Raw genomic sequence first — 26187 nt, 5'->3', positions numbered from 1 at the left:
GACGCCGTCCTCAGCCCTGCGCCAGGAGCGCAGCGACATCGAACCCCGCCCGGCGGAACCGCTCCGGGTGCGGCGGGAACCCTTCGGCCCGGCGCAGCACTCCTTCGCGCTGGACGAAGAGGTCGGCGACCTCGACGACGTCGGCCTCGACCCGTCCCGGGACCGCCACGATCTCCCGGACCCGTCGCACCCCGTCGTGCTCCAGTGCGGCGTGGATGACGATGTCGATGGATCCGGCGACGGTGGGGACCACGAAGCGGCTGCCGACGTTCTCGCCGGCCAGCAGCGGCAGCGTGCACATCTTCGTGATCGCCTCCCGGGCGCTGTTGGCGTGGATGGTGCACATCCCGGGCAGGCCGCTGTTGAGGGCGATGAGGAGGTCGAGGCTCTCGGCCTGCCGCACCTCGCCCACGATGATGCGTGAGGGCCGCATACGAAGGGCTTCCTTCACCAGGCGTCGCAACGGGATCTCGCCAGTGCCCTCGAGGCTCGGCTGGCGGCACTGCATGGACGCGACGTCCCGCAGGGGGATCTTCAGCTCGAAGACCTCCTCGCACGTGACCACCCGCTCGCGCGCAGGGATCGCGGAGCTGAGGCAGTTCAGCAGGGTCGTCTTGCCTGCCTGCGTTCCGCCGGCGACGAGGATGTTCAACCCGGCGGCGACGGCGGCACCCAGGAAGGTCGCGGCCTGGGGGGTGAGGGTGCCCAGCGCCACGAGGTCGTCGAGGTGCGAGGCCCGGACGACGAACTTGCGGATGTTCACGTTCCAGTGCGACCTCGTGATGTCGGGGATGACGACGTGCAGCCGGGAGCCGTCCGGGAGCACCGCGTCGACGAAGGGGCTGGAGAGGTCGACCCGGCGCCCGCTGGTCTTGAGCATGCGTTCGACGAGGTCGCGGACGCCGTCGGCCGTGAGGAACGTCGTCGTCAGCTCGGCCACCCCACCGCGGGCGACGAACACCTTGGACGGCTCGTTGATCCAGATCTCCTCGACCTCGGGATCGTCGAAGTACTGCTGGAGCGGGCCGAACCCGGCGACCGCGTCGATCACGGACTTCACGGCGTCCTCGACGTTCGGCAGGCTGGGCAGTCCGCCGTGCAGCGAGCGTTCGTCGTAGTCCGCCACGGCATCACGCACCAGTCGGGTGAGTTCCTTGGTGTCGCGCGCGGGGTCGAGTCCGGAGCGCCGGATCAGTTCGCGCACCTCGGACTCCACGGTCAGGACCGCGTCCATCGTCACCTCCCCCTCGAGCTGCCGTCTGTGCCCGCAGTGGCCCCCGCCACGGACGCGAGCCCGGTGTGTCTGCCGCATAATAGGGCGAACCGCCCACCGCCGTCCCGCTGAATCCACAAGGGTGGATAACCGGCCGCAACGGACACGGCGACGACCTAGCGTCCGGCAGATGCACCTGCGGCTGACCGTCACGCACCGCGCCCCGGGTGCCTCCGCCGGGTTCGCCACGGTGGAGGTGGAGGTCGACGCAGTCACCGGCTCCACCGCGGCCGATCTCGTCGATGCCCTGGTCGACCACCTCGCACCTCGGGCCGCCACGACGGCCGAGCCACCGTCCCTGGCCGTTGCCGGCCGGGTGGTGGCGCCCGGGGCCGTCGTGGGACAGCCGCCGTTGCTCGACGGAGCCGAAGTCACCCTGCAACCTCCACATCTGTTGCAGGACAATGGCTCTCGCCGGCCTTCCCGATCCACGGTCGTCCTCGCCATCACGCACGGCCCCGAGTGCGGGCGCACCCTCGACCTGCAGCCGGGACGACACACCCTCGACCGGTCCACCGAGGCCACCATCGAGATCGCTGACCCCAGCCTCTCGAGGCTGCACACCGAGATCCGTGTCGACGCGTCCGGCGTCACCCTGCGGGACCTGGGGTCGACCAACGGTTCCCGGGTCGACGGCACGCTCGTCGGCGACCAGCCTGTCCCCGTCACCACGGCGAGCGTCATCCACCTCGGAGACACCGTGGTGGCCCTGCGCCACACCGGCGCGGTCCCCGCCTCCACGAGGGCGACCGGCGAGGGCACCGTGGCCGTCAACCGCCGCCCCCGCGTCGTCGACCCTGCGCCGACACCGACGATCGCCCTGCCGACCCCGCCCCCACCCCCGCGGCGCGCCCGCGTGCCATGGGTCGCCGTCCTCCTGCCGGTACCCGTCGCCGGCGTCCTCGCCGTCGTGGTGGGCCCGACCATGCTCGCCTTCGCCCTGATGGGTCCGGTGCTCATGGTCGGCACCGCGCTGAGCGACCGCTGGGGCGCCCGCCGCACGTATGCCGGTGAGCGGGCGGCGCACGACGCTGCGCTCCGGGTCGTGCGCGAACGGATCGAGGCCACCTGCCGCACAGAGGCAAGCACGCTCCACTGCACCTTCCCCGACCCCGCCACGATCCTGGGGATCGCCTCCGGACCCACGGAGCGGATCTGGGAGCGGCGTCGCGGCGACGACGACGCGTGGACCGTCGCGGTCGGTCGGTGTGGTCGCGATGCCTCGCTGCGCCTCACGTCCGGTGGCGAACCGGCCGGGGACCTGGTGCAGCCGCACCTCCGGGACGTCCCGTGCGTCGTCTCCCTCGTCGACGTCGGCGTTCTCGGGCTCTGCGGTCAGCGAGCGGCCGTCCTCGCCAGTGCACGGTCGCTGGTGGGCCAGCTGGTGACGATGCACTCGCCCTCCGACCTGGAGGTCGTCATCCTTGCCGACACCCCGGAACGGGCGACCTGGGAGTGGGTGACCCGGATCCCGCACTGCCACAACAGCTCCCGACGAGGGGGGTCGCCTGACAACACCGACACCACCCTCGCCGACCTGGCAGCCACCGTCCGTCTACGCCGTGCCGACCGCCGGCCCGGTCGGTGGGACGGCCCCACCACCGTCGTCGTGGTCGACGCGATGGTCGGGGCCCGGGAGCTGACCGACCTCGCGACCGTTCTCGCCGACGGACCACGGGCCGGCGTCCTCACCCTGGCCCTGGGCTCGGACCTCCGTGAGCTGCCGAACGAGGCCGGTGCCGTCCTCGAGCTCTCCGGCAACGGCGCACCCACGCTCTCGCTCACCGACCACCGGCACCACGACCTCGTCGTGGACGGCGTCGGGCCCGGGTGGTCGCACCGGCTCGCCCGGTCGTTGGCTCCCCTGCGTGACGCCACACCGACGGACGGGCGGGCTGCCCTGCCCACGAACGTCGGCCTGCTGGCCCGTGACCGACCTGCGGGCGAGGACGGCGCCGACCTGGCACGGCGTTGGCACGACCGCACGCACCGCACGAGGGTGCCGATCGGGGCGAGCAGCTCCGGGGTCTTCTCGATCGACCTCGCCGCCGACGGACCCCACGTCCTCGTCGGGGGCACCACGGGGGCGGGCAAGTCGGAGCTGCTGAGGACCCTGGTCGCGAGCCTCGCCCTGCACAACGCGCCCCAGCACCTGTCCTTCGTCCTGGTCGACTACAAGGGCGGGGCGGCCTTCCGGGAGTGCGCGGACCTACCCCACGTGTCCGGCGTCGTCACGGACCTCGATGACCAGCTGGCCGCCCGCGCACTGACGTCGCTCACTGCCGAGGTGACGCGCCGCGAACGCATCCTGCGAGCTGCCGGTGTTGCCGATCTCGTTGCGTACCAAGCGAGTCCAGCAGGAGCGGCATTGCCGTTGGCCCGGCTCGTCGTGGTGGTCGACGAGTTCCGAGCCCTCGCCGACGAGCTCCCCGCCTTCGTCGACGGCCTGGTCCACCTTGCAGCCCTCGGCCGGTCCCTGGGCATCCACCTCGTCCTCGCCACCCAACGCCCCGCGGGTGTGGTCACCGCCGACATCAAGGCCAACGTCAACCTCCGCATCGCTCTGCGCATGCGTGACCGTCTCGACTCCGAGGACGTCGTCGACAGCCCTGCGGCTGCTGCCCTGCCCCCTTCGACGCCGGGCCGCGCCTACGCCCGCGTCGGCGGTTCGGGCCTGGTCGAGTTCCAGTCCGCGCACGTGGGCGCCCTGGTTCCACAGCCACGGGCGACACCGGTCCGCGTCCGGGCGTGGAGCGCCGACCCTCCCGCACAGCCGCGCACGGGTCCCGCGACGCGCACCGAGCTCGGCGTCATCGTCGACACCGTGCGGCAGGCCACGGCTGCGGGCGGCTTCGTCGCGGCCAGCCCCGCCTGGCTGCCGCCCCTCCCCGTCGAGCTTCCCCACGCAGACCTCGACGCCACCGACGACCCGTTCACCGCACACCTCGGGCTGGTGGACGTGCCGGAACGCCAGTCGCGCGAGATGTTGGCGTTCGACCTGCGCGCCCGCGGTCACTGGGCCGTCGTCGGCGGACCGGGCAGTGGCCGGACCACCGCCCTGCTCACCCATGCCGTGGCCTGCTGCAACCAACGCGACGCCACGTCGCTGCACGTCTACGCCCTCGGTGGCGGCTTGGCCGCCCTGTCGGCCCTGCCACAGGTGGGTGCCGTCGTCGACTGGACCGACCCCAGGCGGGTCGAACGACTGGTCTCGCGACTCGCCACCGAGGTCGCCGAACGCCGTGCCGCCCTGGCCCGCGGCGACGGGACCGCCCTGCCGCCGATGCTCCTGCTCGTCGACGACTGGGACCTCGTCGCCGGCCGGACCGACGACCTCGCCCTCAGCACCCTCACCGACCAGCTCCTCGCTCTCCTGCAGGACGGGCAGGGAGTCGGCCTCACCGCGGTCGTCGCAGGCGGCCGCTCCCTCCTCCTGGGCCGGGTGGCCGGCACCGTCACCCGACGCGTCGTGCTGCGCCTGGCCGATCCCACGGACGCGGTCCTGCTCGGTATGCCGCCGGGCCGGGTCGCTGCCCTCACCTGCCCCGGGCGGGGACTCACCATGGAGGGGAACGAGGTCCAGCTCGCCCTGCCGCCGGAGCCGCGCAACGAGGAAGGCCCGCCGACGACCAGTCCGCCGACGACCGACCTGCCGGGGCGGTCGCCCCTTCGGGTGGACGAGCTGCCCCTGGAGGTGCATGAGGAGGAGCTCCGGCCGCACCCGGACCGGCCGCCGTACCCGGCCGGCATCGTGCCCGTCGGGATCGGGGGCGACGAGTCGACCGTGCTGGGGCTCGACCCGCAGCAGGACGGACGACGCTGGCTCGTCACGGGCCCCGCCGCCTCCGGTGTGTCAAGCGCGCTGCTCCTCCTCGCTCGCCGGCACCTCGCAGCCGGCCGACCCGTCGCGGTCGTCGCACCGCGGGGTGGCCCGCTGGACGTGCTGCGCGCCGAACCTGCCGTCCTCAGCTGGTCCGACGGCACCGACGGCGGCGGTCTCGTCGAGGCCCGTCGGCGGGCTCCCTCGCTGGTGGTGCTGGCCGACGACGTCGACGCGCTGCTGGACCAGCCCGTCGAGGCGGTCCTGCGCGAGGTCTCCCACCTGGCCGACCGTGACCAGGGGCTCCTGGTCGTGGGCGCCGCCGCGAGCACCCTGTCCTCCATGTACCGCGGCGCGGCCCTCGAGGTCGCACGCCACCGCACCGGCCTTCTCCTCGGCCCCGCATCCTCCGCGGAGGCGGACCTCTTCGGGCTGCGGGTCCCCGTGGACCGGCGGGCCCGACCGGGGCGAGGTCACCTGGTGCGGCGGGGATCTGCCACCCCTGTGCAGGTCGCCCGGCCTGGCACCGGGGTCGCCGGCGGCCCGGCGGCTGCCCCGCTCGCTGGCCCTGGTGCACCGGGGTAGCGTCGCGACATGACCACTGCCCCCACCCTCGACGCCCTCGGCGACGAGAAGTTCGTGTCCCTGACGACGTTCCGCAAGACCGGCGTCGGCGTCTCGACCCCGGTGTGGATCGGGAGGGAGGGCGACGCCCTCGTCGTGACCACCCCCAGCGGGAGCGGCAAGGTCAAGCGGCTGCGCAACAACACCCGTGTCGAGCTCCAGCCGTGCTCCCGGCGAGGCACCGTCGAGGACGGGGCACCCACGGTCGCCGCCGTGGCCGAGATCGTCCAGGGACCTGAGGCGATGCGGAGGCTCGACACGGTGCTCAGGCCCAAGTACGGGATCGAGTACCTCATCGTAATGACGATCGAGAAGATCATGCGCCGCGGCCACACCGACCGCACCATGCTGCGCATCACGTCGGCCTGAGCCCGCCGCCCCGCAGCTCTCCTCCACCCGAGGCCCGGGGGTGAGGCGTTGGACGCTACGTCACTGATCGCGTGACGCGATCAGTGACGTAGCGTCCGACCCCCTCAGCCAGCGGTGGGCGGGCGGGCGCCGGCACCGTCGGAACCGTCCGAGGCCTCCGTGGTGTCCGCGCGGACCGCCGCGACGATGCCGACGACGGCCACCACCGCCAGGAGCAGGGCGACGACCCACCGCCCCGCCTGGAACAGGCTCCACGCCACCGGCAGGAGCAACAGGTTCCAGACGACGGTCGGGGTGTTGGGCCAGTTGTCGCCGCGCCACCACCCTCGGGCGAGGGCGCCGATGCCGACGGCGAAGACAAGGATCAGCAGCGCCGACATGACCACGAGGACCGCGTCCTTGCCGGCCCCCTGCGCCAGCTCCCAGAGGTAGAAGACGACGAACCCCAGCAACGACAGGGCCTGGGCGCCGGACAGGGCGGCCGCCAGGTCGCGGTAGACGTCCCGGACGCGCGGCGAGCGGTTACCGTGCGGGGTCGGCTGGGCGGCGGAAGGGCTGGTCGGGCCGGGCTGGTCGCTCACCCCCACAGGGTATTCGCGGTCGGCGTCGTCTCACGGGTCGGGCACTTCGAAACGGGGCCCCGCGGGTTTCCGAGCACGGTCGGGCACGGCGTCATACCCACGCAACGGAGGCAATGTGACCAAAACCTCACCGTTACACGTCGGTTACTTCCGCTCAGGGGTGCCCAAACGCGACGCGATCTGTGACGCTGGAACAGAAACGTGAGACGGCCCGTTGGCAGAACTGTGCCCAGCCCCCCAAAATGGCTAGTCGCACCTCTTTCACCCCCCGTGGTTCGAGGGTCGGCTAGGCTCGCCGGTCGTCCCTGTTCCCCCGGGAGCATGACCCTGCACACCCCGCAATGACGCGCCGTGCCCATCTGGCCCGTCATCCCTGGGTCCATGGACCGGCGCACTTCCCCCTGCACAACAAGGAGCACGATCTTCATGGATTGGCGCGACCGCGCTGCCTGCCTCGACGAGGACCCTGAGCTGTTCTTCCCGATCGGGAACACCGGCCCAGCCATCCTCCAGATCGAGGAAGCCAAAGTTGTCTGCCGACGCTGCGAGGTCGTCGACACCTGCCTCAAGTGGGCCATCGAGTCCGGCCAGGACGCCGGCGTCTGGGGCGGAATGTCCGAGGACGAGCGTCGCGCGCTCAAGCGTCGCAACGCTCGCGCCCGCCGCGCCGGCTGACGCAGCCCCCCCTGCCTCACCCTCTCAGAGTGCCTCAGGTCGCGGATCCCGCGAGCTGGGGCACTCCTTCTGCTGCCCGCGAGCCGTCTGCCTAGGAGCCGTCGCGCCCCAGGGGCCGCAGCCGCGCCACGAACCTGGCCCGCGTCCCGCGCGGCTCGGCCGGCTCCCACACGATCCGCCCGCGCAGGTCCTGCACGAGCGACTCGACGATCTGCGTCCCGAGGCCGGACGCACCCGGCCTGAACCCCTGCGGCAGCCCCACCCCGTCGTCAGTGATCGTCACCGACAGGACCTCGTCACCCCGGTCGTCGGTGGACCGCTGCGCCTCGACGCACACGGTGCCGTCGGTGACGTCGGCGAGCCCGTGCTCGACGGCGTTCTGCACGAGCTCGGACAGGATCATCGCCATCGCGGTGGCGTCCTCGGCCCGCAGCATCCCGAACGAGCCCACGACCTTCGTCGTGATGGGGTGCTCGACCTTGGCCACCTCGGTGATCGCCTGCAGGCCGCGGACGGCGATGTCGTCGAACTCCACCGTCTCGTCGAAGCCCTGGCTCAAGGTCTCGTGCACGAGCGCGATGACCCCGACCCGGCGGACCGCCTCCTCGAGTGCCACGCGCCCCGCCTCCCCCTCGGGGAGCCGCCGCGCCTGCAGGCGCAGCAGGGCCGCCACCGTCTGCAGGTTGTTCTTCACCCGGTGGTGGATCTCGCGGATCGTCGCGTCCTTGGTGATGAGCTCGCGCTCACGGCGGCGCAGCTCGGAGACGTCGCGCAGCAGGAGCAGGGCACCGACCCGCTGCCCACCCTCGGTCAGCGGTATGGCGCGCATCGAGACGCTCGAGCCGCGCGAGCTCACCTCGGTGCGCCACGGGGCGCGACCGGTGACGACGACGGCCAACGACTCGTCGACCGGCGACTCGTCGCGCAGCAGGTCGGCGACGACCTTGGCGAGCAGCTCGCCGATGACGTCGCCGACGTGGCCGAGGCGGTGGATGGCGGAGAGGGCGTTGGGGCTGGCGTACGACACGATGCCGTTGACGTCGAGGCGGATCACGCCGTCACCGACGCGCGGGGCGCCGCGCCGCTGGCCGGTGGGGGCCGACACGTTGGGGAACTCCCCCGCAGCGATCATCCGGGCCAGGGCGTCGGCCAGGGCCTGGTAGGTCAGCTCGAGGCGGCTCGGCGTGCGCATCGCGGCGAGGTTGGTGTGGCGGGTGATGACCGCCAGCGCCCGGCCGTTCTTGACGACGGGGATGGCCTCCTCCCGCACCGGCATGTCGTCACGGAAGATCGGGTCCCGCTCGCGGACGATGCGGCGATCGGCGTACGCCTGGTCCAGCAGCGACTGCCGACCCCGGTGCGTGCGCCGCCCGACGACGTCCTCGAAGAACACCATCTGTCCGGTCGTCGGGCGCACGTGCGCCACGGCCAGCCAGCCCTCGAGCCCTCCGGGGACCCACAGCACGAGGTCGGCGAAGGACAGGTCCGAGATGAGCTGCCAGTCCCCGACGAGCAGCTGCAGCCACTCGACCTCACCGGGGGCAAGGTCGGTCGACGCGTGGAGCACCTCGTTCAGCGTGGGCACCCGGGCAGCCTAGGTCAGGCGCGGACGACCTCGTCGCCGAGGGCCACCCGGCCGGGTGTGACGACCTCGGCGTAGACGCCTGCGACCAGGTCGTGGTGGTCCGCGACGGCCCTGAGCATCCCCGGACGGGCCGGCAGGTCCACCTGGGCGATCCCGACCATGCGGCAGCGCTCCGTGGGTTCGGTGATGCGCAGCCGCACCCCACCGATGGTCACCTCACCGCCCACCCAGGACTCCTCCGCATACGGCTGCTCGGTCTCGACCACGAGGTTGGCGCGCACGTGCCGCGGGTCCACCGGGCTGCCGTCACCCTCGTGCCGGCCGAGCTCGGCCAGGGTGGCCGTCCCCACCAGCGAGATCGGTGCCGCGTCCTGGTGCGGTATGGCGCCCTCCCGCTGGAGGCTCACCGGCTCGCCGAAGTGGCGGCTGAGGGACTCGTCCGTCGCCGCGTCACCCGCCACGAGCTCGGTGCCGTCGGGCAGGACCAGGACGGTCTCGTCCCCGCGCCGGCTCGCCACGAGCGTGAACACCGGGTCCATCCGCCGGAAGCGGCGGGTGTGCTTGCCGGACGCGAGCTTGTCCGCGGCGTCGTGGACCGCCCAGGCGCGGTCGCCGACGACACCCGCGACCTCGACCTCGAGGGCAGGCAGCGACTGCCCACCCGCGGACTTCACGGGGAAGCACCGCAACCCGACCACGCGCGCGGTCACGAGGTGGCGGCTCCGGAGCGGATCACCGAACGCAGGGTGCGCAGGGCGACGGACAGGGCAGCGATGTTGGGGTGGTCGAGCCGCTCGATGCCGGACAGGGCGGTCGTCGCCCGGGTCAGCGACTCGGCGTTGGCGTCGGCCCACTCCTCGTAGCGCGAGCCCGGCGAGCCACCGACCGTCGAGGTGTCCATGACCGAGCGCACGAGGCTCTCCAGCACGGCATACAGGTCGTCGCGCAGGGCACCACGCGCCAGGGCGTCCCAGCGGTCGTCACGCGGCAGGTTCGTGACCCGCGTGAGCATCCCGTCGATGCCGAACTTCTCGGACAGCACGAAGTAGAGGCAGGCGATGTCGGCCGGCTCCTCCCCCGTGTCGGTCGCGATGTCGACGATGTCGAGCAGCGAGAACTGGTCGAGCAGGCTGGCCGAGCGCAGGGCGAGGTCGTCGGGCACACCGAGCTGCTCGAGCCTGGCGGTGTTGCGCTGGAGGCGCTTGAGCTCGGCGCCCTTGAGCATCTCGGGCACCTTGGGGGCGAACTCGCGCACGACCGCGCCGAACCGGGCGACCTCGCCGGCCACGTCGAGCCGCGAGGGCCGGGACGTGAGGAACCACCGGATGGAGCGGTCGATGAGGCGACGGAACTCGAGGTAGAGCTGGCTCTGCACGTCGGTGGAGACGACGTTGTCCAGCGCCTCCACCTCGCGCACGAAGCTCGGCAGGTCGAAGATCTCGCGGCAGACGACGAACGCCCGCGCGATCTGCTCCGGCGTCGCCCCCGTCTCCTCCATCGCCCTGAAGGCGAAGGTGATGCCACCGCGGTTGACCATCGAGTTGACCACCGAGTTGGTGATGATCTCGCGGCGCAGCGGGTGGTCGGCCAGCTCGCCGGCGAACTGCTCGCGCAGGGCCGCCGGGAAGTAGTCGGTGAGCGTCTGCTGGAACCACGGGTCGTCGGGCAGACCCGTCGGCAGCAGGTCGTCCTTGAGCGCCAGCTTGGCGTAGGCCACGAGCACCGAGAACTCGGGGGACTTCAGGCCCAGGCCGTCCTGGAAGCGCCGGTCGATCTCGCTGTCGCTGGGCAGGAACTCCAGCGCGCGGTCGAGGTCGCCACGCTCCTCGAGCCAGTGGATGAGCCGCTGGTGCACGGGAAGCATGGGGTGCTCCTGCGCGCGGGCGTTGCCCAGCAGGACGTTCTGCTCGTAGTTGTCGCGCAGCACCTGGTGCGCCACGTCGTCGGTCATCGACGCGAGCAGGGTGTTGCGCTGCTTGAGCGTCATGTCGCCGTTGCGCACGAGGTCGGTGAGCAGGATCTTGATGTTGACCTCGTGGTCGGAGGTGTCGACCCCGGCGCTGTTGTCGATCGCGTCGGTGTTGACACGCACCCCGTGCAGGGACGCCTCGATGCGACCGAGCTGCGAGAGGCCGAGGTTGCCGCCCTCGCCGATGACCTTGCAGCGCAACGCGTTCCCGTCGACGCGGATGGCGTCGTTGGCCCGGTCGCCGATGTCGGAGCTCGACTCGGAGCCCGCCTTGACATAGGTGCCGATGCCGCCGTTCCAGAGCAGGTCGACCGGTGCCTGGAGGATCGCCTTCATCAGCTCGGCCGGGGTCAGGCTGGTCGTGCCCTTGGCCAGCCCGAGCGCCTCGGTCATCTCCGGGGTGATCCGGATCGACTTGAGCGACCGGTCGAAGATGCCGCCACCGGTGCTGATGAGCGAGGCGTCGTAGTCGGCCCACGACGACCGCGGGAGGTCGAACAGCCGCTTGCGCTCGGGGAAGCTCGTCGCCGCCACGGGGGTGGGGTCGACGAAGATGTGGCGGTGGTCGAACGCGGCCACGAGGCGGATGTGCTCCGACAGCAGCATGCCGTTGCCGAAGACGTCACCACTCATGTCGCCGATGCCGACGGCCGTGAAGTCCTGGGTCTGGGTGTCGACACCCATCTCGCGGAAGTGGCGCTTCACCGACTCCCAGGCACCGCGGGCGGTGATGCCCATGGCCTTGTGGTCGTAGCCGGCCGAACCGCCGGAGGCGAACGCGTCGTCGAGCCAGAATCCGTAGGACTGCGCGACGCCGTTGGCGATGTCGGAGAAGGTGGCCGTGCCCTTGTCAGCCGCGACGACGAGGTAGGAGTCGTCCTCGTCGTGCCGCACCACCGACGCCGGGGGGACGATGTCGCCGCCGACGCGGTTGTCGGTGAGGTCGAGCAGACCGGAGATGAAGACCTTGTAGGAGCCGATGCCCTCGGCCAGCCAGGCGTCGCGGTCGACCGACGGGTCCGGCAGCTGCTTGGCGTAGAAGCCGCCCTTGGACCCGGTGGGGACGATGACGGCGTTCTTGACCATCTGCGCCTTGACGAGTCCCAGCACCTCCGTGCGGAAGTCCTCACGTCGGTCGGACCAGCGCAACCCGCCACGGGCCACCGGCCCGAACCGCAGGTGCACGCCCTCGACGCGCGGTGAGTAGACGAAGATCTCGAACTGCGGCCGCGGGGCGGGCAGGTCGGGCACCTTCTTCGGGTTGAGCTTGATCGAGACGTAGGTCTTGTCGGCCCCGGACTCGTCCCGCTGGTAGAAGTTCGTCCGCAGCGTCGCCTGGATGACGCCGAGGAACGCGCGGATGATGCGGTCGTGGTCGAGGGACTTGACCTCGTCGAGCCCGGTCGTGATCTCCTCGACCAGCGCGGCCTCGGCAGCTTCGCGCTCCCCTCCGGCCGCGGCGCCATACCGGCTGGGGTCGAACCGCGCCTCGAACAGGGCGACGAGCCGCCCGGCGAGCCGCAGGTTCTGCACGAGCGCCGACTCGACGTAGTCCTGGGAGAAGGTCGACCCGGTCTGCCGCAGGTACTTCGCGACCGTGCGCAGGATGACGACCTGACGCCAGGTGAGCCCGGCACCGAGGACGAGTGCGTTGAAACCGTCGGACTCCGCGCGACCGTTCCACACTGCCCCGACCGCGTCCTGGAACAGCTCACGCAGCCGGTCGCGACCACCCTCGCCGGACCACACCTTGTGGTTGCGGACGCGCAGGCCGAAGTCGTAGACCCACAGGTCGACGCCATCGCCGCGCGACACCTCGTAGGGGCGCTCGTCGACGACCTCGACACCCATGTGGGTGAACATCGGCAGCACCTGGGTCAGCGACAGGGGGCTGCGGCGGTAGAGCTTGAACCGCCGCTCGCCGGCCGGGGCACCCGGCTCCTGGTACATGTTGAGGCCGGTGGAGTCGGCGTTCTCGAGCGCGTCCATGTGACGGATGTCGACGACACCGACCCGGGAGGTGAAGTCCTCCTTGTAGGCCTCGGGGAAGGCCCTGCCGTAGAGCCCGGAGAGCCGCGCGGCCGCCTCCTCGCCGTGCTCGGCGCGGGCCGCCTCGGACAGGTCCTCCTCCCACGTGCGCGTGGCGTCGACGAGCTGGCGCTCGAGGACGGCCTCGTCGACCGCCGGGATGGACTCGCCCGAGGGCACGCGCACGACGAAGTGGAGACGGGCCAGGACGGACTCCGAGACCCGAGTCGTGTAGTCGACCGTGGCGCCCGGAAAAGCTTGGTGGAGAATGGATTCCATCTTCAGGCGGACCGCGGTGTTGTAGCGGTCGCGCGGGATGTAGACCAGCGCCGAGACGAACCGGCCGAACCGGTCACGCCGCAGGAACAGCTTGGTCTTGCGGCGCTCCTGAAGGTGCAGGACGGCGGTCGCGTTGTCGTACAGCGACTCCTCGTCGGCCTGGAACAGCTCGTCGCGCGGGTAGTTCTCGAGGACCTCGAGCAGATCCTTGCCCGAGTGCGAGTCGGGCAGGAACCCGGTGCGCTCGAAGATCGCCGCCACCTTGTCGCGCAGCACCGGAACCCGCGTCACCGACTCGGTGTAGGCGCTCGAGGTGAACAGTCCGAGGAAGCGCTTCTCCCCCGTCACGACACCCGCGTCGTCGAACTGCTTGACGCTGACGTAGTCGAGGTAGGTGTTGCGGTGCACCGTCGCGCGCGAGTTGGCCTTGGTGATGATGAGCAGCTCCGGCGCCCGTGCGACGGTGCGCGCCTGCTCCGACAGCAGCACCCCCTCCCCCGTGGGGTCGTAGCGCAGCAGGCCGAGACCGGTGCCGTGGACCGCCTGGAGGGTGTCGGCGTCGGCGCCCCGCACCAGGGCGTACTCGCGGTAGCCGAGGAAGGTGAAGTGGTTGCCGGCCAGCCACTCGAGCAGACCGCGAGCCTGCTCCACCTCCGCAGCCGGTATGCCGTGCGGCGGCCTGACACCGAGCTCCACCGCGAGCGCGGAGCAGGTCTCCTTCATCTTCGGCCAGTCCTCGACGGCCTCACGGACGTTGGCCAGCACGCCGCGCAGGCCCTCGGCGATCGCCTGCAGGTCCTCGGCGTTGCTGTCGCGGTCGACCTCGAGGTGCATCCACGACTCGCGGACCTCGCCGAAGCTGCCGGCGTCGGCGCCGTCCCCCGCGGCCGTGCCGTCGAGCAGCACCTGCTCCAGCTCGCCCGTGGCGTCGCGCCGCACCCGCATGGTCGGGTGCACGACCAGGTGGACCGCACGGTCCATCCGCTGCAGCTCGGCGGTGACGGAGTCGACGAGGAACGGCATGTCGTCGGTGACGACCTGGACGACGGTGTGACCGCTCGTCCAGCCCTGCTCGGCGACGTCGGGGTTGAACACGTCGACCTTGGCCGTCCCGACCGGGCGGCTCCTGGCGAGGTCGCGGTGCGCGAGCGCGGCTCCGAGAAGGTCCTCGGGGGCTCGGGCGAGCAGGTCCTCGGTCGCCACGTGGCGGTAGTAGGCGCGGAGGAACTCCTCGACCTCACCCCCGTCGTGCTCGGCGCGCTCCGCAGCGGAACGCAGGAGTTGCTGACGGGACTGCTCCAGCGACGCAGACATGCTTGTGGTCTTCATCCTCACGGGGTCGTCGTGCATGCGTGGGCGCACCTCGTTGTGCGTCGGGACGAGACTATCGCTCGTCGGCCGCGGGACTCACGGGCCTCCGACGCGTTTCGGCGCCGAGGATGGGCCGCCGGGGGGCCGATGGGGCCGCGACACTCCCGGGCTCCACGCTCCCCGAGTGGCGCTTTGCGTTTGCGCAGGTCAGAGTGTGTGGTTGCAGCGCTCCCCTGCGCGCTGCGTCACATCACCCATACAGAAGGAGTCCCCGTGATCATCCTCGGACTGATCCTGCTGATCATCGGCCTGGTGGCCAGCATCCCGATCCTCACCACGATCGGGGTCATCCTCATCGTGGTCGGAGTCGTCCTGGCTCTTCTCGGCCGCGCCGGCAACGCCATCGGCGGTCGGAAGCACTGGTACTGATCCCCACCGGGTCTCTGCACGACGTGACGGCCCCCGACGACACCCCTGCTCCGGCATGTGGGTATCGCCGGGGGTCGTTCCCGTTCCCTCACTAGAGTGACCGGTATGCCGCCCGCCCCGGTTCGCCCCGAGGCCCTCCTCGCCCTCGGTGCCACCCTCGGAACGCTGCGTGACTGCGCCCGCAGCGGGGCCGACGAGGTGCTCGACCACCTGCCGGAGGTCGGCGACCGCGAGCTGCAGGCGGGCCTCGACGACTACCTCGACCAGGTCGCCGACCTGCTGCGTGAGGTGGATGCGTCGGCCGCTGACGTCGCCGGGCGGCTGCGGGTCGCCGCCGCCCGGCGCAGCCGCAGCGTCGCCGCTGCCGCTGACGACCTCGCCGGCAGCGTCCCCCCACCCCGAGAGTCCTCGACGTCCTCGATCGAGGAGGCCCGGTGACGCTCGTCGCCGGCGACCCGGCCTCCTGCTCACGCGTCGGAGGGTCCCTGCGACAGCTCGCGACCGCGTTGCGCAGCAGCGGTCGAGCCGTCCACGGCGCGATGGCCGACCCCGACCTCCAGCGCCCCGGCACCGTCGTCGCCCGCGCGCGCCGCCGGCTCACCGGCCTCGACGAGGCGGCGGCCGCTGCCTCGGACGAGCTCGACCGGGTCGGTGCCGCGCTGCAGGACCACGCCGCCGACCTCGCGGAGGCCCTGGCCGACGTCCGTGCCCTCGTCGCGCGCGCCGAGGCGGCCGGGCTGCGGGAGACCGACGGTCGGCTCGCACCGGCCTGGGGCGTCACCGGCCTCGCCGACGCCCCCGCGGACGCCGGCCGCGACGTGCAGCGCGAGTCACTCCAGGCCGAGCTCGACCGCCTCCTCGCCGTCCTGGCCGCCCGCCGTCGTCGGCTCGCCGCGGGGATGGCCGCCTCCGGCAGCGTGCTCGCCGACCACGCCCGGGCGCTGCGCCGGTGAGCACCATCGACCTCAACGCCGACCTCGGCGAGTCGTTCGGCCGGTGGACCCTGGGTGACGACACGGCGATGCTCGGGGTCGTCACGAGTGCGAACGTCGCGTGCGGCTTCCACGCCGGTGACCCCACGACCCTGCTCGAGGTGTGCCGCGCCGCGGCAGCCGCCGGGGTGGCCGTCGGGGCGCAGGTCGGCTACCGCGACCTCGCGGGGTTCGGCCGACGCTTCGTCGACGTGTCCGCCGCCGACCTCACCGCGGACGTCGCCTACCAGGTGGGTGCCCTCGACGCGCTCGCCCGGGCCGCAGGGACCCGCGTCACCTACGTCAAGCCGCACGGCGCCCTCTACAACGCCGTCGTGCACCACGAGGCCCAGGCCGCGGCACTGGTCGAGGCGCTCGGTCTCCTCGGTGGCCACCTCCCGCTCGTGGGCCTGCCGGGGTCGGCTTCGCTCGCCCGGGCGGAGGAGGCCGGCATGCCCACCGTCCTGGAGGCCTTCGCCGACCGCGCGTATGCCGCGGACGGCACCCTGGTGCCCCGCGGTCGTCCCGGGGCAGTGCTCGACGACCCCGACGCGGTGGCGGCACGGGTCGTGCGCCTGGTGGTCGACGGCGTGGTCGAGGCCGTCGACGGGAGCCTGCTGGAGGTCCGCGCCGACTCGGTCTGCGTGCACGGCGACACCCCGGGCGCCGTCGCCCTGGCCGGCGCGGTGCGGCACGGCCTCGAGGCGGCCGGGGTGCGCCTGAGCCCCTTCGTCAGGGCGCCCGGCGGGTGAGGCCCGACCCCGACGGACCGGTCCGACCGGGACCGGAGCAGGACACCGGTCGGCTGCTCCCCTACGGCGACCGGGCGGTCCTCGTCGAGCTGGACGACCTGCGCGGTGCCCTGGCCGTGCACGCGAGGCTCGAGGCGGCCACGCAGCGCGTCGCCGGCCTCGCCGATGTCGTCGTCGGGGCACGGACGGTGCTGCTCGTGGCGGACTCGCCGGGCTCACTCCCTGCCGTCCGTGCGGCGGCCCGGGAGGCCCTGGTCGCCGGCAGGACCCGTGAGCCGGGACCGACGACACCGGACGGGGCATCGGCACCCCATCCCCTGGTCGAGGTGCCCGTGCACTACGACGGAGCCGACCTCACCGAGGTCGCAGGCCTGACCGGACTGTCGGTGCCCGAGGTCGTCGCCGCCCACACGGGCACGCCGTGGTCGGTGGCCTTTGCGGGCTTCGCCCCCGGCTTCGCCTACCTGGTGGACGGCGACCCGCGCCTGCGGGTCCCCCGTCGCTCCTCGCCCCGCACCAGGGTCCCCGCTGGTGCGGTCGGCCTCGCGGACGAGTTCAGCGGGATCTACCCGAGGTCGTCGCCGGGTGGGTGGCAGCTGCTCGGCCACACCGACCTCGCCCTGTGGGACCTCGACCGGGATCCGCCGGCCCTGCTCCGCCCCGGGCTGCGGGTGCGGTTCCGCGATGCGGACGCCGACCGGTGAGCACGCGCGACCCGTCACCGTACGCGGAGCTGGAGGTCCTCGAGGTCGGCGCGACGGCGCTCGTCGAGGACCTGGGCCGACCTGGGATGGCGTCCCTCGGGGTGAGCCCGTCCGGCGCCGCCGACCGCGGCGCGCATGCCCTCGGCGCGAGGCTCCTCGGCCAGGCGCCGGAGCTCGCCTCCGTCGAGGTGGTCGGTGGACTCGTGGTGCGGGCCGTCGGCAGCGTCACGGCCGTCGTCACCGGCGCGGCAGGGACGGTCACCGTCGACGGCCGACCCGTGGGGCACGGTGCGCCCTTCCTCGTGCGCGACGGCCAGCTCCTGACGCTCACGCGAGCCACGGCCGGGCTGCGCTCGTACCTCGGCGTCCGCGGTGGGTTCGCCGTCCCGCCGGTTCTCGGATCACGTTCCAGCGACACGCTCTCCGGTCTCGGTCCACCGGCCCTCCGGGTCGGCGACGTCGTCCCCGTCGGCCACCCGGACGGTGCTCCCGGCGGTGAGCTGCTGGTCGACGTCGCCCCGGTCCGCGCCCCCCTCACCGGAGCGGTCGAGCTCGAGGCGATGCCCGGGCCGCGCCTCGCCTGGCTCGCCGACCAGGCCCGGCTCACGTCAGGCGGGTGGTCCGTGGCAGCAGACTCGGACCGGGTCGGCGTGCGGTTCTCCGGTCCTGCGCTCGAGCGCTCGTCCACCCGGGGAGGCACGGAGGTGCCCAGCGAGGGCCTGGTCCGCGGGGCGGTGCAGGTGCCGCCCACCGGGGTCCCCGTGGTGTTCCTCGCCGACCACCCCGTCACCGGCGGCTACCCCGTCGTCGCCGTCCTCACCGAGCACGCCTGCGACCTCGCCGCCCAGCTCGTCCCGGGGCAACCCGTGCGCCTGCGCCTGCGCAGCACGCAGCGTGGGATCTGACGTCGCTACGCTGGCGCGAGCCTGCACGGGACGTCCGTCCCCCGCGCACCCAGAGGAGAGCCGCATGAAGATCGCCACGACGATGGAGTACGCCGCCACCCCCGAGGAGGTCTTCGCGGTCCTGACCGACCAGGCCTTCCAGGAGGCCAAGTGCGCGGCCACCGCAGCGATCAGGTACACCGCGACGATCAAGGAGTCCGGTGGCGGCGCGGTCATCACCACCGAGCGCATCCTGCCCGCCGACGACCTGCCCGACTTCGCCAAGAACATGGTGGGCGAGACCCTCAAGGTCGTCGAGACCCAGACCTGGGGTGCAGCCTCCGCCGACGGCAGCCGCACCGGCACCGTGGAGATGGCCGTCTCCGGTGTCCCGGTCGCCCTCAACGGCAAGCTCGCCCTCGCCCCCGGCGGCCCGGGCAGCATCGAGCACCTCGACTCCGAGCTCAGGGCCAAGATCCCGCTCATCGGCGGCAAGATCGAGAAGGCGGCGGCCAAGCCGATCGAGGAGGCCATCGCCATCGAGGCGAGCACGGTGAAGGAGTGGCTCGCGCGCTGACGCGCGGCGCCCACCCGGCCACGCGGCATACGCGAAAGGCCCAGAACCGCAACGGTTCTGGGCCTTCCGACGTATGGCGCGTGGTCACCCCATGTGCGGGTAGCCGTGCGACTTCGGCGGGTCGAACGTCTCCTTGATGGAGCGGGCGCTGGTCCAGCGCAAGAGGTTCTGCGCGGCACCGGCCTTGTCGTTGGTGCCCGATGCGCGGCCACCACCGAACGGCTGCTGGCCCACGACGGCGCCGGTGGGCTTGTCGTTGACGTAGAAGTTGCCGGCGGCGAACCGCAGGCGCTTCGTGGCATCGGCGATGGCGACCCGGTCCTGGGCGATGATCGAGCCGGTCAGCCCGAACGGCGCGAAGCTCTCCATCTGGTCGAGCACCTTGTCGTACTGACGGTCCGGGTAGACGTGGACCGACAGGATCGGGCCGAAGTACTCGGTCCGGAACGACTCGTCGGCGGGGTCGTCGATCTCGAGGACGGTCGGGCGGACGAACCAGCCCTCGCTGTCGTCGTAGGTGCCACCGGCGACGACGTCGACCCCGGCCTTGGCGTGCGCCCGGTCGATGGCGTCCTTGTGCTTCGCGAACGCGCGGTCGTCGATGACCGCGCCCATGAAGTTGGACAGGTCGGTGACGTCGCCCTGGGTCAGGCTGTCGGTGATCGAGACCAGGTCGGCCTTGATCTTCTTCCACAGCGAACGCGGCACGTACGCCCGCGAGGCGGCCGAGCACTTCTGGCCCTGGAACTCGAACGCACCGCGGATCATGGCCGTGCGCAGCACGTCCGGGTCGGCCGACGGGTGCGCGAGGATGAAGTCCTTGCCACCGGTCTCGCCGACCAGGCGCGGGTAGCTGCGGTACTTCGGCAGGTTGGCACCGACCTCCTGCCACAGGTGCTGGAAGGTCGGGGTGGACCCGGTGAAGTGGATGCCGGCGAGGTCGCGGTCGGCGAGCGCGACCTTCGAGACGTTGAGGCCGTCACCGGTCACCATGTTGATGACGCCCGGCGGCATGCCGGCCTCCTCGAGCAGCGCCATGGTGAGGTGCGCGGCGAACTGCTGCGTGGGGCTCGGCTTCCAGACGACCGTGTTGCCCATGAGCGCGGGAGCCGTCGGGAGGTTGCCGGCGATCGCGGTGAAGTTGAACGGTGTGATCGCGTAGACGAAGCCCTCGAGCGGACGGTGGTCGGTGCGGTTCCAGATGCCCTTGGAGTTGAGCGGCGGCTGCTGCTCGAGGATCTGCCGCGCGAAGTGCACGTTGATCCGCCAGAAGTCGATCAGCTCGCAGGCCGCGTCGATCTCGGCCTGGTAGGCCGTCTTGCTCTGGCCGAGCATGGTCGCCGCGTTGAGGTGCGCACGCCAGGGACCGGAGAGCAGCTCTGCGGCCTTGAGGAGGATGGCGGCGCGGTCGTCGAACGACAGCTCGCGCCAGCCCGGCGCGGCGGCCTTGGCCGCGTCGACGGCCGCCTGTGCGTCACCGACCGTGGCGTTGCGCATCGTGCCGAGCACCTTGCGGCGCGCGTGCGGTTGGCGCACCTCGATCTTGCGGCCGGTGCCGGCGACCCGCTGCCCCGCGATGGTGTGCGGGAGGTCGATGCTGGTGCTGCCCAGCTCGGCGAGCGCGACCTCGAGCTTCGCGCGCTCGGGGCTGCCGGGCGCGTAGTCGAGGACGGTCTCGTTGACGGGGGCGGGCACCTGGGTGACGGCATCCATGGCGGTGGGGGCTCCTCTGGTTGCTTCGACTGTGGTCGTTCGGCTGAAAGGGCCCACCTATGGTGTCACGTATGCCGAGCAGCGCTCACCACACCGAGCTCGCCCACCGCTGGGCCGGACCGGTCGACCCCGCAGCCCCCACCGTCGTGCTCCTGCACGGGCTGGGCGACTCCGGCGACTGCTGGCCCGACGCCGTCCGCAGCTGGTCGCCCACCTACCGCGTCATCGGGGTCGACCTCCTCGGGCACGGCCGCTCACCGCGCTTCACGGCGGAGCAGCTCGGGTCCGTCGACCCCATGGAGGCGATGTATGCGGCCGCGGAGCGGACGCTCGTGACGGTCGTCACCGCCCACGGCGGACCGGTCGCCGTCGTCGGCCACTCGATGGGCGGAGGCCTCGCCGGCGCGCTGGCGGCCCGCCGCCCCGACCTGGTCGCCGCCACGGTGCTCGAGGACCCCGCGTGGCGCGACGCCGAGTTCCGCGTGCAGCCCCGCCAGATCGTCCGCGAGCGGGTCGCCGAGTGCCGCGCCTTCGCCGACGACCCCACCGGTCAGCTCGAGAAGGGCCGCGCCGACAACCCGACCTGGCCCGATGCCGAGCTCGCACCCTGGGTCGAGTCGAAGTCGCAGGTCGACCTCGACTTCCTCGAGCTGGGCATCGCCAACCTGCTCCAGCCGTGGGACGCCGTGGTCGCCGCGATCGGTGTGCCCACCCTGGTGCTGCTGGCGGGGCGGGGCGGCCCGGTCACGCCGGAAGCCAGGGCCAGGGCGGCACAGATCGGCAACCCCGCGGTCGACCTGCGGGTCGTCCAGGGTGCGGGCCACTGCATCCGCCGCGACGACGCCGAGGCCTTCCATGCCCTCGTCGACCCCTTCCTCGAAGGGCACCTCACCCGCGGCTGAGCGTGTCGACCCGCCGGCGCGGCCCCGGGACCTCAGAGCAGGCGCAGGACCTCGTCGAGCTCGGTGACGTCGTACCAGAGCAGGTCGTCGGTGCCCTCGTCGCCGGCCGTCTCGTCGACGTGCAGCGACACCACCCTCGACAGGGGCAGGGGCTGCGACAGCTGCACCGCGGACAACGCGGTCCCGGCTCGCGACGTGACCCACGTCGGGTCGACGTCCGCGGCGAGGACGACCCGCTTGGCGACCGTGGTGCCGCGGCGTTCGTCAGCGGCCTCGAAGGCCTCGGTCAGCGCGGCGTACTCCCACTCCTCCTCGTCGCCGGAGGGGAGCATGCGCTCGAGGCGCTCGGTGACGGCGAAGGCCTCGACCGGCGTCCCCGCCACCTCACGGTCGGCGGCGAGTCGGCGGACGCCGTCGGCGTCCAGGGGCACGTAGATCCTGGTCTGGGTCATCCCACGTCCTCGCTGGGTCATCCAACATCTTCAAAGGCGGAGCGGTCGGGCAGCGGCGCCGGGTCGTGCAGGGCGACCGCCGACGTCCGCAGGGACGTCTCGATCACCCTAGGGCGTCGGCTGACGTCCATGAGGTTGGACCCGAAGGCCTCGAGGTCCTCCTCACCCGGGCCGAGGACCGTCACCTCGGCGCCGTCGCCGTGCACCCGCCCGAGCTCGCGCAGCACACGGAGGGTGACGCGGTTGCGCCACTGGCGTTCCACCCGTGTGCGCCACTGGGTGGGTGCGTCCTTGACGAAGCTCACCTGCGGGGCCAGGACGAAGACCTCGACGAGGCCGCGGCCCACCATGAGGTCGAGGTTGGTCGAGGACCACGCGCCGCCGTCGATGCAGCGGTGGGCGCCGATGCGGACCGGCTGGTACCACCCGGGGATCGCGCAGGACGCCATCACCGCGGACGGCAGATCGACCGGGTCGACGCCGTCACGGCCGAACGCCACCCGCTCCCCCGTGTCGTAGTCCAGTGCGACGACGGTCAGCCCACTGCGCGGGACCCACCCCGTGGGGACGACGTGGCCGACGAGCGCCCCCACCGCCTCGATGCTGCCCCGGCCTTCGGGCAGGATCGCCGAGAGCACCGCGGTCGGTGGCAGCGAACGCAGGTGGAGGGCGTTGCGGCGCAACAGCTCTCGTGAACCGAAGCCGACCTTGGGCAGCCCCGGGCGGTCGCCCCCGGTGTCCCGGTCGTAGTCCCAGACGTACCCGGCGAGCGGTCCGTCCACGAGCGACCCCCCGAGCTGGTGGGTGAGCAGGTCCTCGACCGACACCCCCGCCGCGAGGAGCCCTGCGAGCACCGAGCCCGCCGACGTCCCGACGAACTCGTCGAACTCGCGCACGTCCACGCCGAGCTCGTCCTGCAGCGCCTTGAGCGCCCCCACCATCCAGGCAGCGCCGAGCACCCCACCGCCGCCGAGGACCAGGCCCCGACGCCTCGCAGGAGGGCGCGCCGGGCTCATCGCTTCGGCGACCGGTGGCTGTCGAGGAGCTCGGCGAGGGAGTCGACGACGCTCTGCCCGAGGACGTCGATGTCGGGCATCGAGTCACGGTCGCCGTTGAGGCCGTAGTAGACGCCACCGTCGTAGGACGTGAGCCCGATCGACAGTGCCTGGCCGCGGGCCAGCGGCATGACGGGGTAGGTGGACAGCATCCTGGCGTCCCCGGCATACAGGGTGTGCTGGGGGCCGGGGACGTTGGTGATGACCACGTTGAACAGGCGTCGTGAGACGGCGGACCCGAGGCGGGCCCCGAGGGAGTGCAGGGTGGGCGGCGCGAACCCGGCCAGCCCCGCGAGCGACTCCGCCCCGACCGCCTGGCCACCTTCCATCTGCTGGCGCATCGCGAAGGCGATCTGGTGCAGCCGCATCGACGGGCCCGGCTCACCCACGGGGAGGTCGACGAAGCAGGCGGTGAGCCGGCTGCCGACGTGCCGGGCGTCGGCGTCGTAGACGCTGACCGGCACCATCGCCCGCACCGTGGTGCCGGAGTGGACGGACTCGCCGCGGGTCAGCAGCCAGGTCCGGAACGCCCCCGAGATCGTGGCGAGGACGACGTCGTTGATGCTCACGTCGTCCGCGTAGTTGCCGCGGGCCAGGCGGCTGCGGACCTTGCGGTAGTCCTCGAGGTCGGTGCCGATCATGACGTAGCGCCGGGCCTCGCCGACGTGGGCGTTGAGCGGCGAGTGCGGGGCCGGGCGGGCCGCGGTGCGCGCCAGGGTCGCCACCACGTCGCCCGCGGCGGTCAGGGCGCGGGTGCCGACGGCCTTGACGTCCACGATCCCGCCGCGGATGTTCTCCACGACCTCGCTCGGCCGCCGGACCGCGTCGACCAGCGCCCCGGTCAGCAGCTCGACGTCGCTGGGTTCGCGGGAGGGGCGCCAGGTGTCGGTGACCAGGCCCTCGGCCGCCGGGTCGCCGTCCACGATCACGTGGGCGATGTCGACGGCGTTGATGCCGTCCACGAGGGCCTGGTGCGACTTGGTGACGATCGCGAAGCGGCCCTCCTGCAGCCCCTCGACGAGGTAGACCTCCCACAGGGGGCGCTTGCGGTCCAGGGCCCGCGGCTGGATCCGCGCCACGAACTCCTCGAGCTGCTCGTCGGTCCCCGGCTTCGGCAGGGCCGAGCGGCGCACGTGGTACGTCACGTCGAAGTTCTCGTCGTCGACCCAGACCGGGTTGGCCAGGCGACCCGGGATCTGCCGGACCCGCTGGCGGTACCGCGGCACGAAGGCGATCCGCGTCGCGATGAGCTGCACCAGGCGGTCGTAGTCGAAGCCGTCGCTCGGGGGGTCGAACACCATGACCGACCCCACGTGCATCGGCGTCGTCGCCTCCTCGAGGTAGAGGAACGACGCATCGAGGGAGTTCAGGCGGTCCGGCACCCCCACATCGTGGCAGAACCCATTGCCTAGACTTCCATTCGTGACGAAGATGACGCCGCGCGTGGCCGCTCCTCACTCCACCCGCCTCGTGGGAGGAGCCGTGGCCTTCGTGGTCGTCGGCGCCCTCGCGGGGTGCACCGGCTCGGGTGACGAGCCCACGGTGACGACCACCGGGACGAGCACCTCCCCGTCGGTGTCAGCCAGCCAGACCCCCGGCGCGTCCACCACGACCTCCGGCAGCTCGACCAGCTCCTCGAGCAGCACGTCGGCGGGCCGCACCCTGACGATCACCGTCCAGGGCAAGAAGGTCACCCCGGCCCCGGCGACCGTCGACCTGGCCGTGGGCACCACGCTCACCCTCGTCGTCACGAGTGACCACGACGACGAGCTGCACATCCACGGGTTCGAGGTGGAGAAGGCCCTCAAGGCCGGCCAGGCCACCAGCGTCACCCTCACCGGGAAGGAGCCCGGGGTGTACGAGGTCGAGACGCACGAGCCCGAGCTGCGACTGCTCAAGATCGCCGTCCGGTGACCTTGGCGCTGGCCCTGCCGGCCCACGGCGTCGGCTCACGCGAGGACCTGCCGCTGCCGTTCCACCTGCTGCTCATCGGCGCAGGCCTGGCCCTCGTCGTGTCGTTCGTGGCCCTCGGGGCCCTCTGGAAGCAGCCGCGCCTGCGCGGGGAGGACGGCAGGCTCCTGCCGATCACCGTGTCGCTGGCCCTGGACTCGGCGCCGGTGCGTGGGCTGTTCGTCGCCCTGTCCCTGGCCATCACGGGCTGGACCCTCGTCGCCCTGCTGTTCGGCAAGGACGACGCCAACAACCCGGTCCCCAGCGTCGTCTACGTCTGGCTGTGGGTCGGCCTGGCCTTCACGTCGATGCTGTTCGGCGGGGTGTGGCGGCTGGTCAACCCGGTCCGCTGGATCCGGCGGGGACTGCTGGCCCTCGGCCGGATCGAGGAGGAGTTCAGCCTCAGCGAGTACCGGCTCGGCTACTGGCCTGCCGCAGTCGGGCTGCTCGCCTTCGCCTGGCTGGAGCTGGTCGCGCCCGACAACGCCGACCTGTTCACGCTGCGCGTCGCGATCCTCGGGTACCTGGTGCTGAGCCTCGTCCTCAGCCTGCTCTTCGGGCCCGCCTACCTGCGGACGGGCGACCCGTTCACCGCCTGGTCCTCGCTCTACGGCACGCTCAGCCCGCTCGGGCGGCGCACCGACGGCCGGTGGGTGTGGCGCACCCCCCTGCACGGGCCGTTGCAGGTCGAGGCCCGGCCGGGGCTGCTCGCCGTCACCTCCGTGATGCTCGGCAGCACCGCGTACGACGGGTTCTCCGGCGAGACCCGGTGGTACTCCTTCGTCCAGTCCTCCGACCTGCCCTCCGAGGTGTGGGGCACCGCCGCGCTGGTCACCTTCTCCCTCGTGGTCGCCGGGTCCCTGTATGCCGCCGCGTCCCTGTCCGCGCGGCTCGCCGGCGTCTCGGTGCGCGGAGTGGCCACGGCGTTCGCCTCGTCCCTCGTGCCGATCGCAGCCGGCTACCTCATCGCGCACTACTGGTCGCTGTGGGTGTGGGAGGGCACGAACGGCCTTGCGAAGATGTCGGACCCCCTCGGGACCGGAGCCAACCTGCTCGGCACCGCCGGGCTCAACCCGCCCGCGGCGCTCATCGCGCCGGGGTTCGTCGCCGGGGTACAGGTCGTCGCGATCATCAGCGGCCACGTGCTGGGCGTGGTCCTGGCCCACGAACGCGCCATCACGCTGTTCCCCCGACGAGCGGCGGTCGTGGGCCAGCTGCCCCTGCTGGCCGTGATGGTCGTCTACACCGTCGGCGGTCTGACCCTGCTCTTCAGCTCCTGACGCG

General features: G+C 72.3%; 22 protein-coding genes. 13 read left to right on the top strand and 9 right to left on the bottom strand.

All coding sequences use genetic code 11. The features are described 5' to 3' along the window. Nucleotides 1-10: 10 nt before the first annotated feature. Nucleotides 11-1234: a CpaF family protein gene (locus ASD62_RS16860; protein ID WP_056916957.1), complete on the bottom strand. Its 1224-nt coding sequence runs from the start codon at nt 1232-1234 to the stop codon at nt 11-13. A gap of 169 nt (nt 1235-1403) precedes the next feature. Between ASD62_RS16860 and ASD62_RS16855 the strand changes: the two genes are divergently transcribed. Continuing rightward, nucleotides 1404-5678 (top strand): FtsK/SpoIIIE domain-containing protein, encoded by a 4275-nt coding sequence (locus ASD62_RS16855; protein WP_056916956.1) that lies wholly within the window; start codon nt 1404-1406, stop codon nt 5676-5678. 9 nt (nt 5679-5687) lie between these two features. Beyond that, on the top strand, nt 5688-6086 hold the full coding sequence (locus tag ASD62_RS16850; RefSeq protein WP_056916955.1) for a PPOX class F420-dependent oxidoreductase: 399 nt from the start codon (nt 5688-5690) through the stop codon (nt 6084-6086). Nucleotides 6087-6190: 104 nt separating this feature from the next. On the opposite strand, the gene ASD62_RS16845 is transcribed toward ASD62_RS16850, so the two are convergent. Next, a complete protein-coding gene (locus ASD62_RS16845) occupies nt 6191-6667 on the bottom strand; it encodes a hypothetical protein (protein ID WP_200956905.1) in 477 nt (158 codons plus the stop codon). A 426-nt stretch (nt 6668-7093) separates the two neighbouring features. Between ASD62_RS16845 and ASD62_RS16840 the strand changes: the two genes are divergently transcribed. Beyond that, nucleotides 7094-7342 (top strand): WhiB family transcriptional regulator, encoded by a 249-nt coding sequence (locus tag ASD62_RS16840; RefSeq protein ID WP_056916954.1) that lies wholly within the window; start codon nt 7094-7096, stop codon nt 7340-7342. Nucleotides 7343-7433: 91 nt separating this feature from the next. Here ASD62_RS16840 and ASD62_RS16835 read toward each other — a convergent pair whose 3' ends face one another. The 3 genes from ASD62_RS16835 to ASD62_RS16825 are packed head-to-tail and all read right to left on the bottom strand — an operon-like array spanning nt 7434 to nt 14517. Next, nucleotides 7434-8927, bottom strand: coding sequence for a sensor histidine kinase (locus ASD62_RS16835; RefSeq protein WP_056916953.1), 1494 nt, complete (start codon nt 8925-8927; stop codon nt 7434-7436). Nucleotides 8928-8941: 14 nt separating this feature from the next. After that, entirely contained in the window at nt 8942-9637 is a 696-nt protein-coding gene (locus tag ASD62_RS16830) for an MOSC domain-containing protein (RefSeq protein WP_056916952.1), read from the bottom strand. Next, nucleotides 9634-14517: an NAD-glutamate dehydrogenase gene (locus tag ASD62_RS16825; RefSeq protein ID WP_056917478.1), complete on the bottom strand. Its 4884-nt coding sequence runs from the start codon at nt 14515-14517 to the stop codon at nt 9634-9636. The genes ASD62_RS16830 and ASD62_RS16825 overlap by 4 nt, the downstream gene beginning before the upstream one ends. A gap of 270 nt (nt 14518-14787) precedes the next feature. On the opposite strand from ASD62_RS16825, the gene ASD62_RS20395 reads away from it, so the two are divergent. The 7 genes from ASD62_RS20395 to ASD62_RS16795 all read left to right on the top strand — a co-directional run bounded on the left by ASD62_RS20395 (nt 14788) and on the right by ASD62_RS16795 (nt 18831). Continuing rightward, the gene (locus tag ASD62_RS20395) at nt 14788-14943 is read left to right on the top strand and encodes a DUF6131 family protein (RefSeq protein WP_164488421.1); all 156 of its coding nucleotides are present in this window, start codon (nt 14788-14790) and stop codon (nt 14941-14943) included. A gap of 105 nt (nt 14944-15048) precedes the next feature. Then, nucleotides 15049-15381: a hypothetical protein gene (locus ASD62_RS20850; protein WP_056916951.1), complete on the top strand. Its 333-nt coding sequence runs from the start codon at nt 15049-15051 to the stop codon at nt 15379-15381. After that, a complete protein-coding gene (locus tag ASD62_RS20845) occupies nt 15378-15896 on the top strand; it encodes a hypothetical protein (protein ID WP_056916950.1) in 519 nt (172 codons plus the stop codon). The genes ASD62_RS20850 and ASD62_RS20845 overlap by 4 nt, the downstream gene beginning before the upstream one ends. Continuing rightward, the gene (locus tag ASD62_RS20840; RefSeq protein ID WP_056916949.1) at nt 15893-16666 is read left to right on the top strand and encodes a LamB/YcsF family protein; all 774 of its coding nucleotides are present in this window, start codon (nt 15893-15895) and stop codon (nt 16664-16666) included. The genes ASD62_RS20845 and ASD62_RS20840 overlap by 4 nt, the downstream gene beginning before the upstream one ends. After that, entirely contained in the window at nt 16663-17370 is a 708-nt protein-coding gene (locus tag ASD62_RS16805) for an allophanate hydrolase subunit 1 (protein WP_056916948.1), read from the top strand. Before ASD62_RS20840 ends, ASD62_RS16805 begins: the two co-directional genes overlap by 4 nt. Then, nucleotides 17367-18275, top strand: a complete 909-nt coding sequence (locus ASD62_RS16800) for a biotin-dependent carboxyltransferase family protein (RefSeq protein WP_056916947.1) — start codon at nt 17367-17369, stop codon at nt 18273-18275. Before ASD62_RS16805 ends, ASD62_RS16800 begins: the two co-directional genes overlap by 4 nt. Nucleotides 18276-18339: 64 nt before the next feature. Further along, nucleotides 18340-18831: a DUF2505 domain-containing protein gene (locus ASD62_RS16795; RefSeq protein ID WP_056916946.1), complete on the top strand. Its 492-nt coding sequence runs from the start codon at nt 18340-18342 to the stop codon at nt 18829-18831. A gap of 84 nt (nt 18832-18915) precedes the next feature. On the opposite strand, the gene pruA is transcribed toward ASD62_RS16795, so the two are convergent. Continuing rightward, nucleotides 18916-20544 (bottom strand): L-glutamate gamma-semialdehyde dehydrogenase, encoded by a 1629-nt coding sequence (gene pruA / locus ASD62_RS16790; RefSeq protein WP_056916945.1) that lies wholly within the window; start codon nt 20542-20544, stop codon nt 18916-18918. A gap of 71 nt (nt 20545-20615) precedes the next feature. Between pruA and ASD62_RS16785 the strand changes: the two genes are divergently transcribed. Beyond that, nucleotides 20616-21446 (top strand): alpha/beta fold hydrolase, encoded by an 831-nt coding sequence (locus tag ASD62_RS16785; protein ID WP_056916944.1) that lies wholly within the window; start codon nt 20616-20618, stop codon nt 21444-21446. A 32-nt stretch (nt 21447-21478) separates the two neighbouring features. Here ASD62_RS16785 and ASD62_RS16780 read toward each other — a convergent pair whose 3' ends face one another. Genes ASD62_RS16780 through ASD62_RS16770 form a run of 3 tightly spaced genes read right to left on the bottom strand, consistent with a single transcriptional unit; the run spans nt 21479 to nt 24335 of the window. Next, nucleotides 21479-21898, bottom strand: a complete 420-nt coding sequence (locus ASD62_RS16780; protein WP_056916943.1) for a hypothetical protein — start codon at nt 21896-21898, stop codon at nt 21479-21481. 17 nt (nt 21899-21915) lie between these two features. After that, nucleotides 21916-22914: a patatin-like phospholipase family protein gene (locus ASD62_RS16775; RefSeq protein ID WP_082580902.1), complete on the bottom strand. Its 999-nt coding sequence runs from the start codon at nt 22912-22914 to the stop codon at nt 21916-21918. Beyond that, nucleotides 22911-24335, bottom strand: coding sequence for a wax ester/triacylglycerol synthase family O-acyltransferase (locus tag ASD62_RS16770; protein ID WP_056916941.1), 1425 nt, complete (start codon nt 24333-24335; stop codon nt 22911-22913). The genes ASD62_RS16775 and ASD62_RS16770 overlap by 4 nt, the downstream gene beginning before the upstream one ends. A gap of 49 nt (nt 24336-24384) precedes the next feature. Between ASD62_RS16770 and ASD62_RS16765 the strand changes: the two genes are divergently transcribed. Both ASD62_RS16765 and ASD62_RS16760 read left to right on the top strand, forming a co-directional pair. Next, entirely contained in the window at nt 24385-24867 is a 483-nt protein-coding gene (locus ASD62_RS16765; protein WP_082581033.1) for a cupredoxin domain-containing protein, read from the top strand. Next, nucleotides 24864-26183 (top strand): hypothetical protein, encoded by a 1320-nt coding sequence (locus tag ASD62_RS16760; RefSeq protein ID WP_056916939.1) that lies wholly within the window; start codon nt 24864-24866, stop codon nt 26181-26183. The genes ASD62_RS16765 and ASD62_RS16760 overlap by 4 nt, the downstream gene beginning before the upstream one ends. The last annotated feature ends 4 nt before the right edge of the window (nt 26184-26187 follow it).

It is taken from the genome of Phycicoccus sp. Root563 (assembly GCF_001427915.1).
Taxonomy (GTDB): Bacteria; Actinomycetota; Actinomycetes; order Actinomycetales; family Dermatophilaceae; genus Pedococcus.
Note: the sequence above shows the minus strand (reverse complement) of the source record. Positions and strands in the feature narration are given on the sequence as shown.

Excerpts from the sequence above, each read along its gene's own strand:
- ASD62_RS16775 (WP_082580902.1), bottom strand. The coding sequence starts at position 22,914 with ATGAGCCCGGCGCGCCCTCCTGCGAGGCGTCGGGGCCTGGTCCTCGGC.
- ASD62_RS16860 (WP_056916957.1), bottom strand. The coding sequence starts at position 1,234 with ATGGACGCGGTCCTGACCGTGGAGTCCGAGGTGCGCGAACTGATCCGG.
- ASD62_RS20850 (WP_056916951.1), top strand. The coding sequence starts at position 15,049 with ATGCCGCCCGCCCCGGTTCGCCCCGAGGCCCTCCTCGCCCTCGGTGCC.
- ASD62_RS16785 (WP_056916944.1), top strand. The coding sequence starts at position 20,616 with ATGCCGAGCAGCGCTCACCACACCGAGCTCGCCCACCGCTGGGCCGGA.
- ASD62_RS16795 (WP_056916946.1), top strand. The coding sequence starts at position 18,340 with ATGAAGATCGCCACGACGATGGAGTACGCCGCCACCCCCGAGGAGGTC.
- ASD62_RS16765 (WP_082581033.1), top strand. The coding sequence starts at position 24,385 with ATGACGCCGCGCGTGGCCGCTCCTCACTCCACCCGCCTCGTGGGAGGA.
- ASD62_RS16855 (WP_056916956.1), top strand. The coding sequence starts at position 1,404 with ATGCACCTGCGGCTGACCGTCACGCACCGCGCCCCGGGTGCCTCCGCC.
- ASD62_RS16825 (WP_056917478.1), bottom strand. The coding sequence starts at position 14,517 with ATGTCTGCGTCGCTGGAGCAGTCCCGTCAGCAACTCCTGCGTTCCGCT.
- ASD62_RS16850 (WP_056916955.1), top strand. The coding sequence starts at position 5,688 with ATGACCACTGCCCCCACCCTCGACGCCCTCGGCGACGAGAAGTTCGTG.
- ASD62_RS16780 (WP_056916943.1), bottom strand. The coding sequence starts at position 21,898 with ATGACCCAGACCAGGATCTACGTGCCCCTGGACGCCGACGGCGTCCGC.
- pruA (WP_056916945.1), bottom strand. The coding sequence starts at position 20,544 with ATGGATGCCGTCACCCAGGTGCCCGCCCCCGTCAACGAGACCGTCCTC.
- ASD62_RS16840 (WP_056916954.1), top strand. The coding sequence starts at position 7,094 with ATGGATTGGCGCGACCGCGCTGCCTGCCTCGACGAGGACCCTGAGCTG.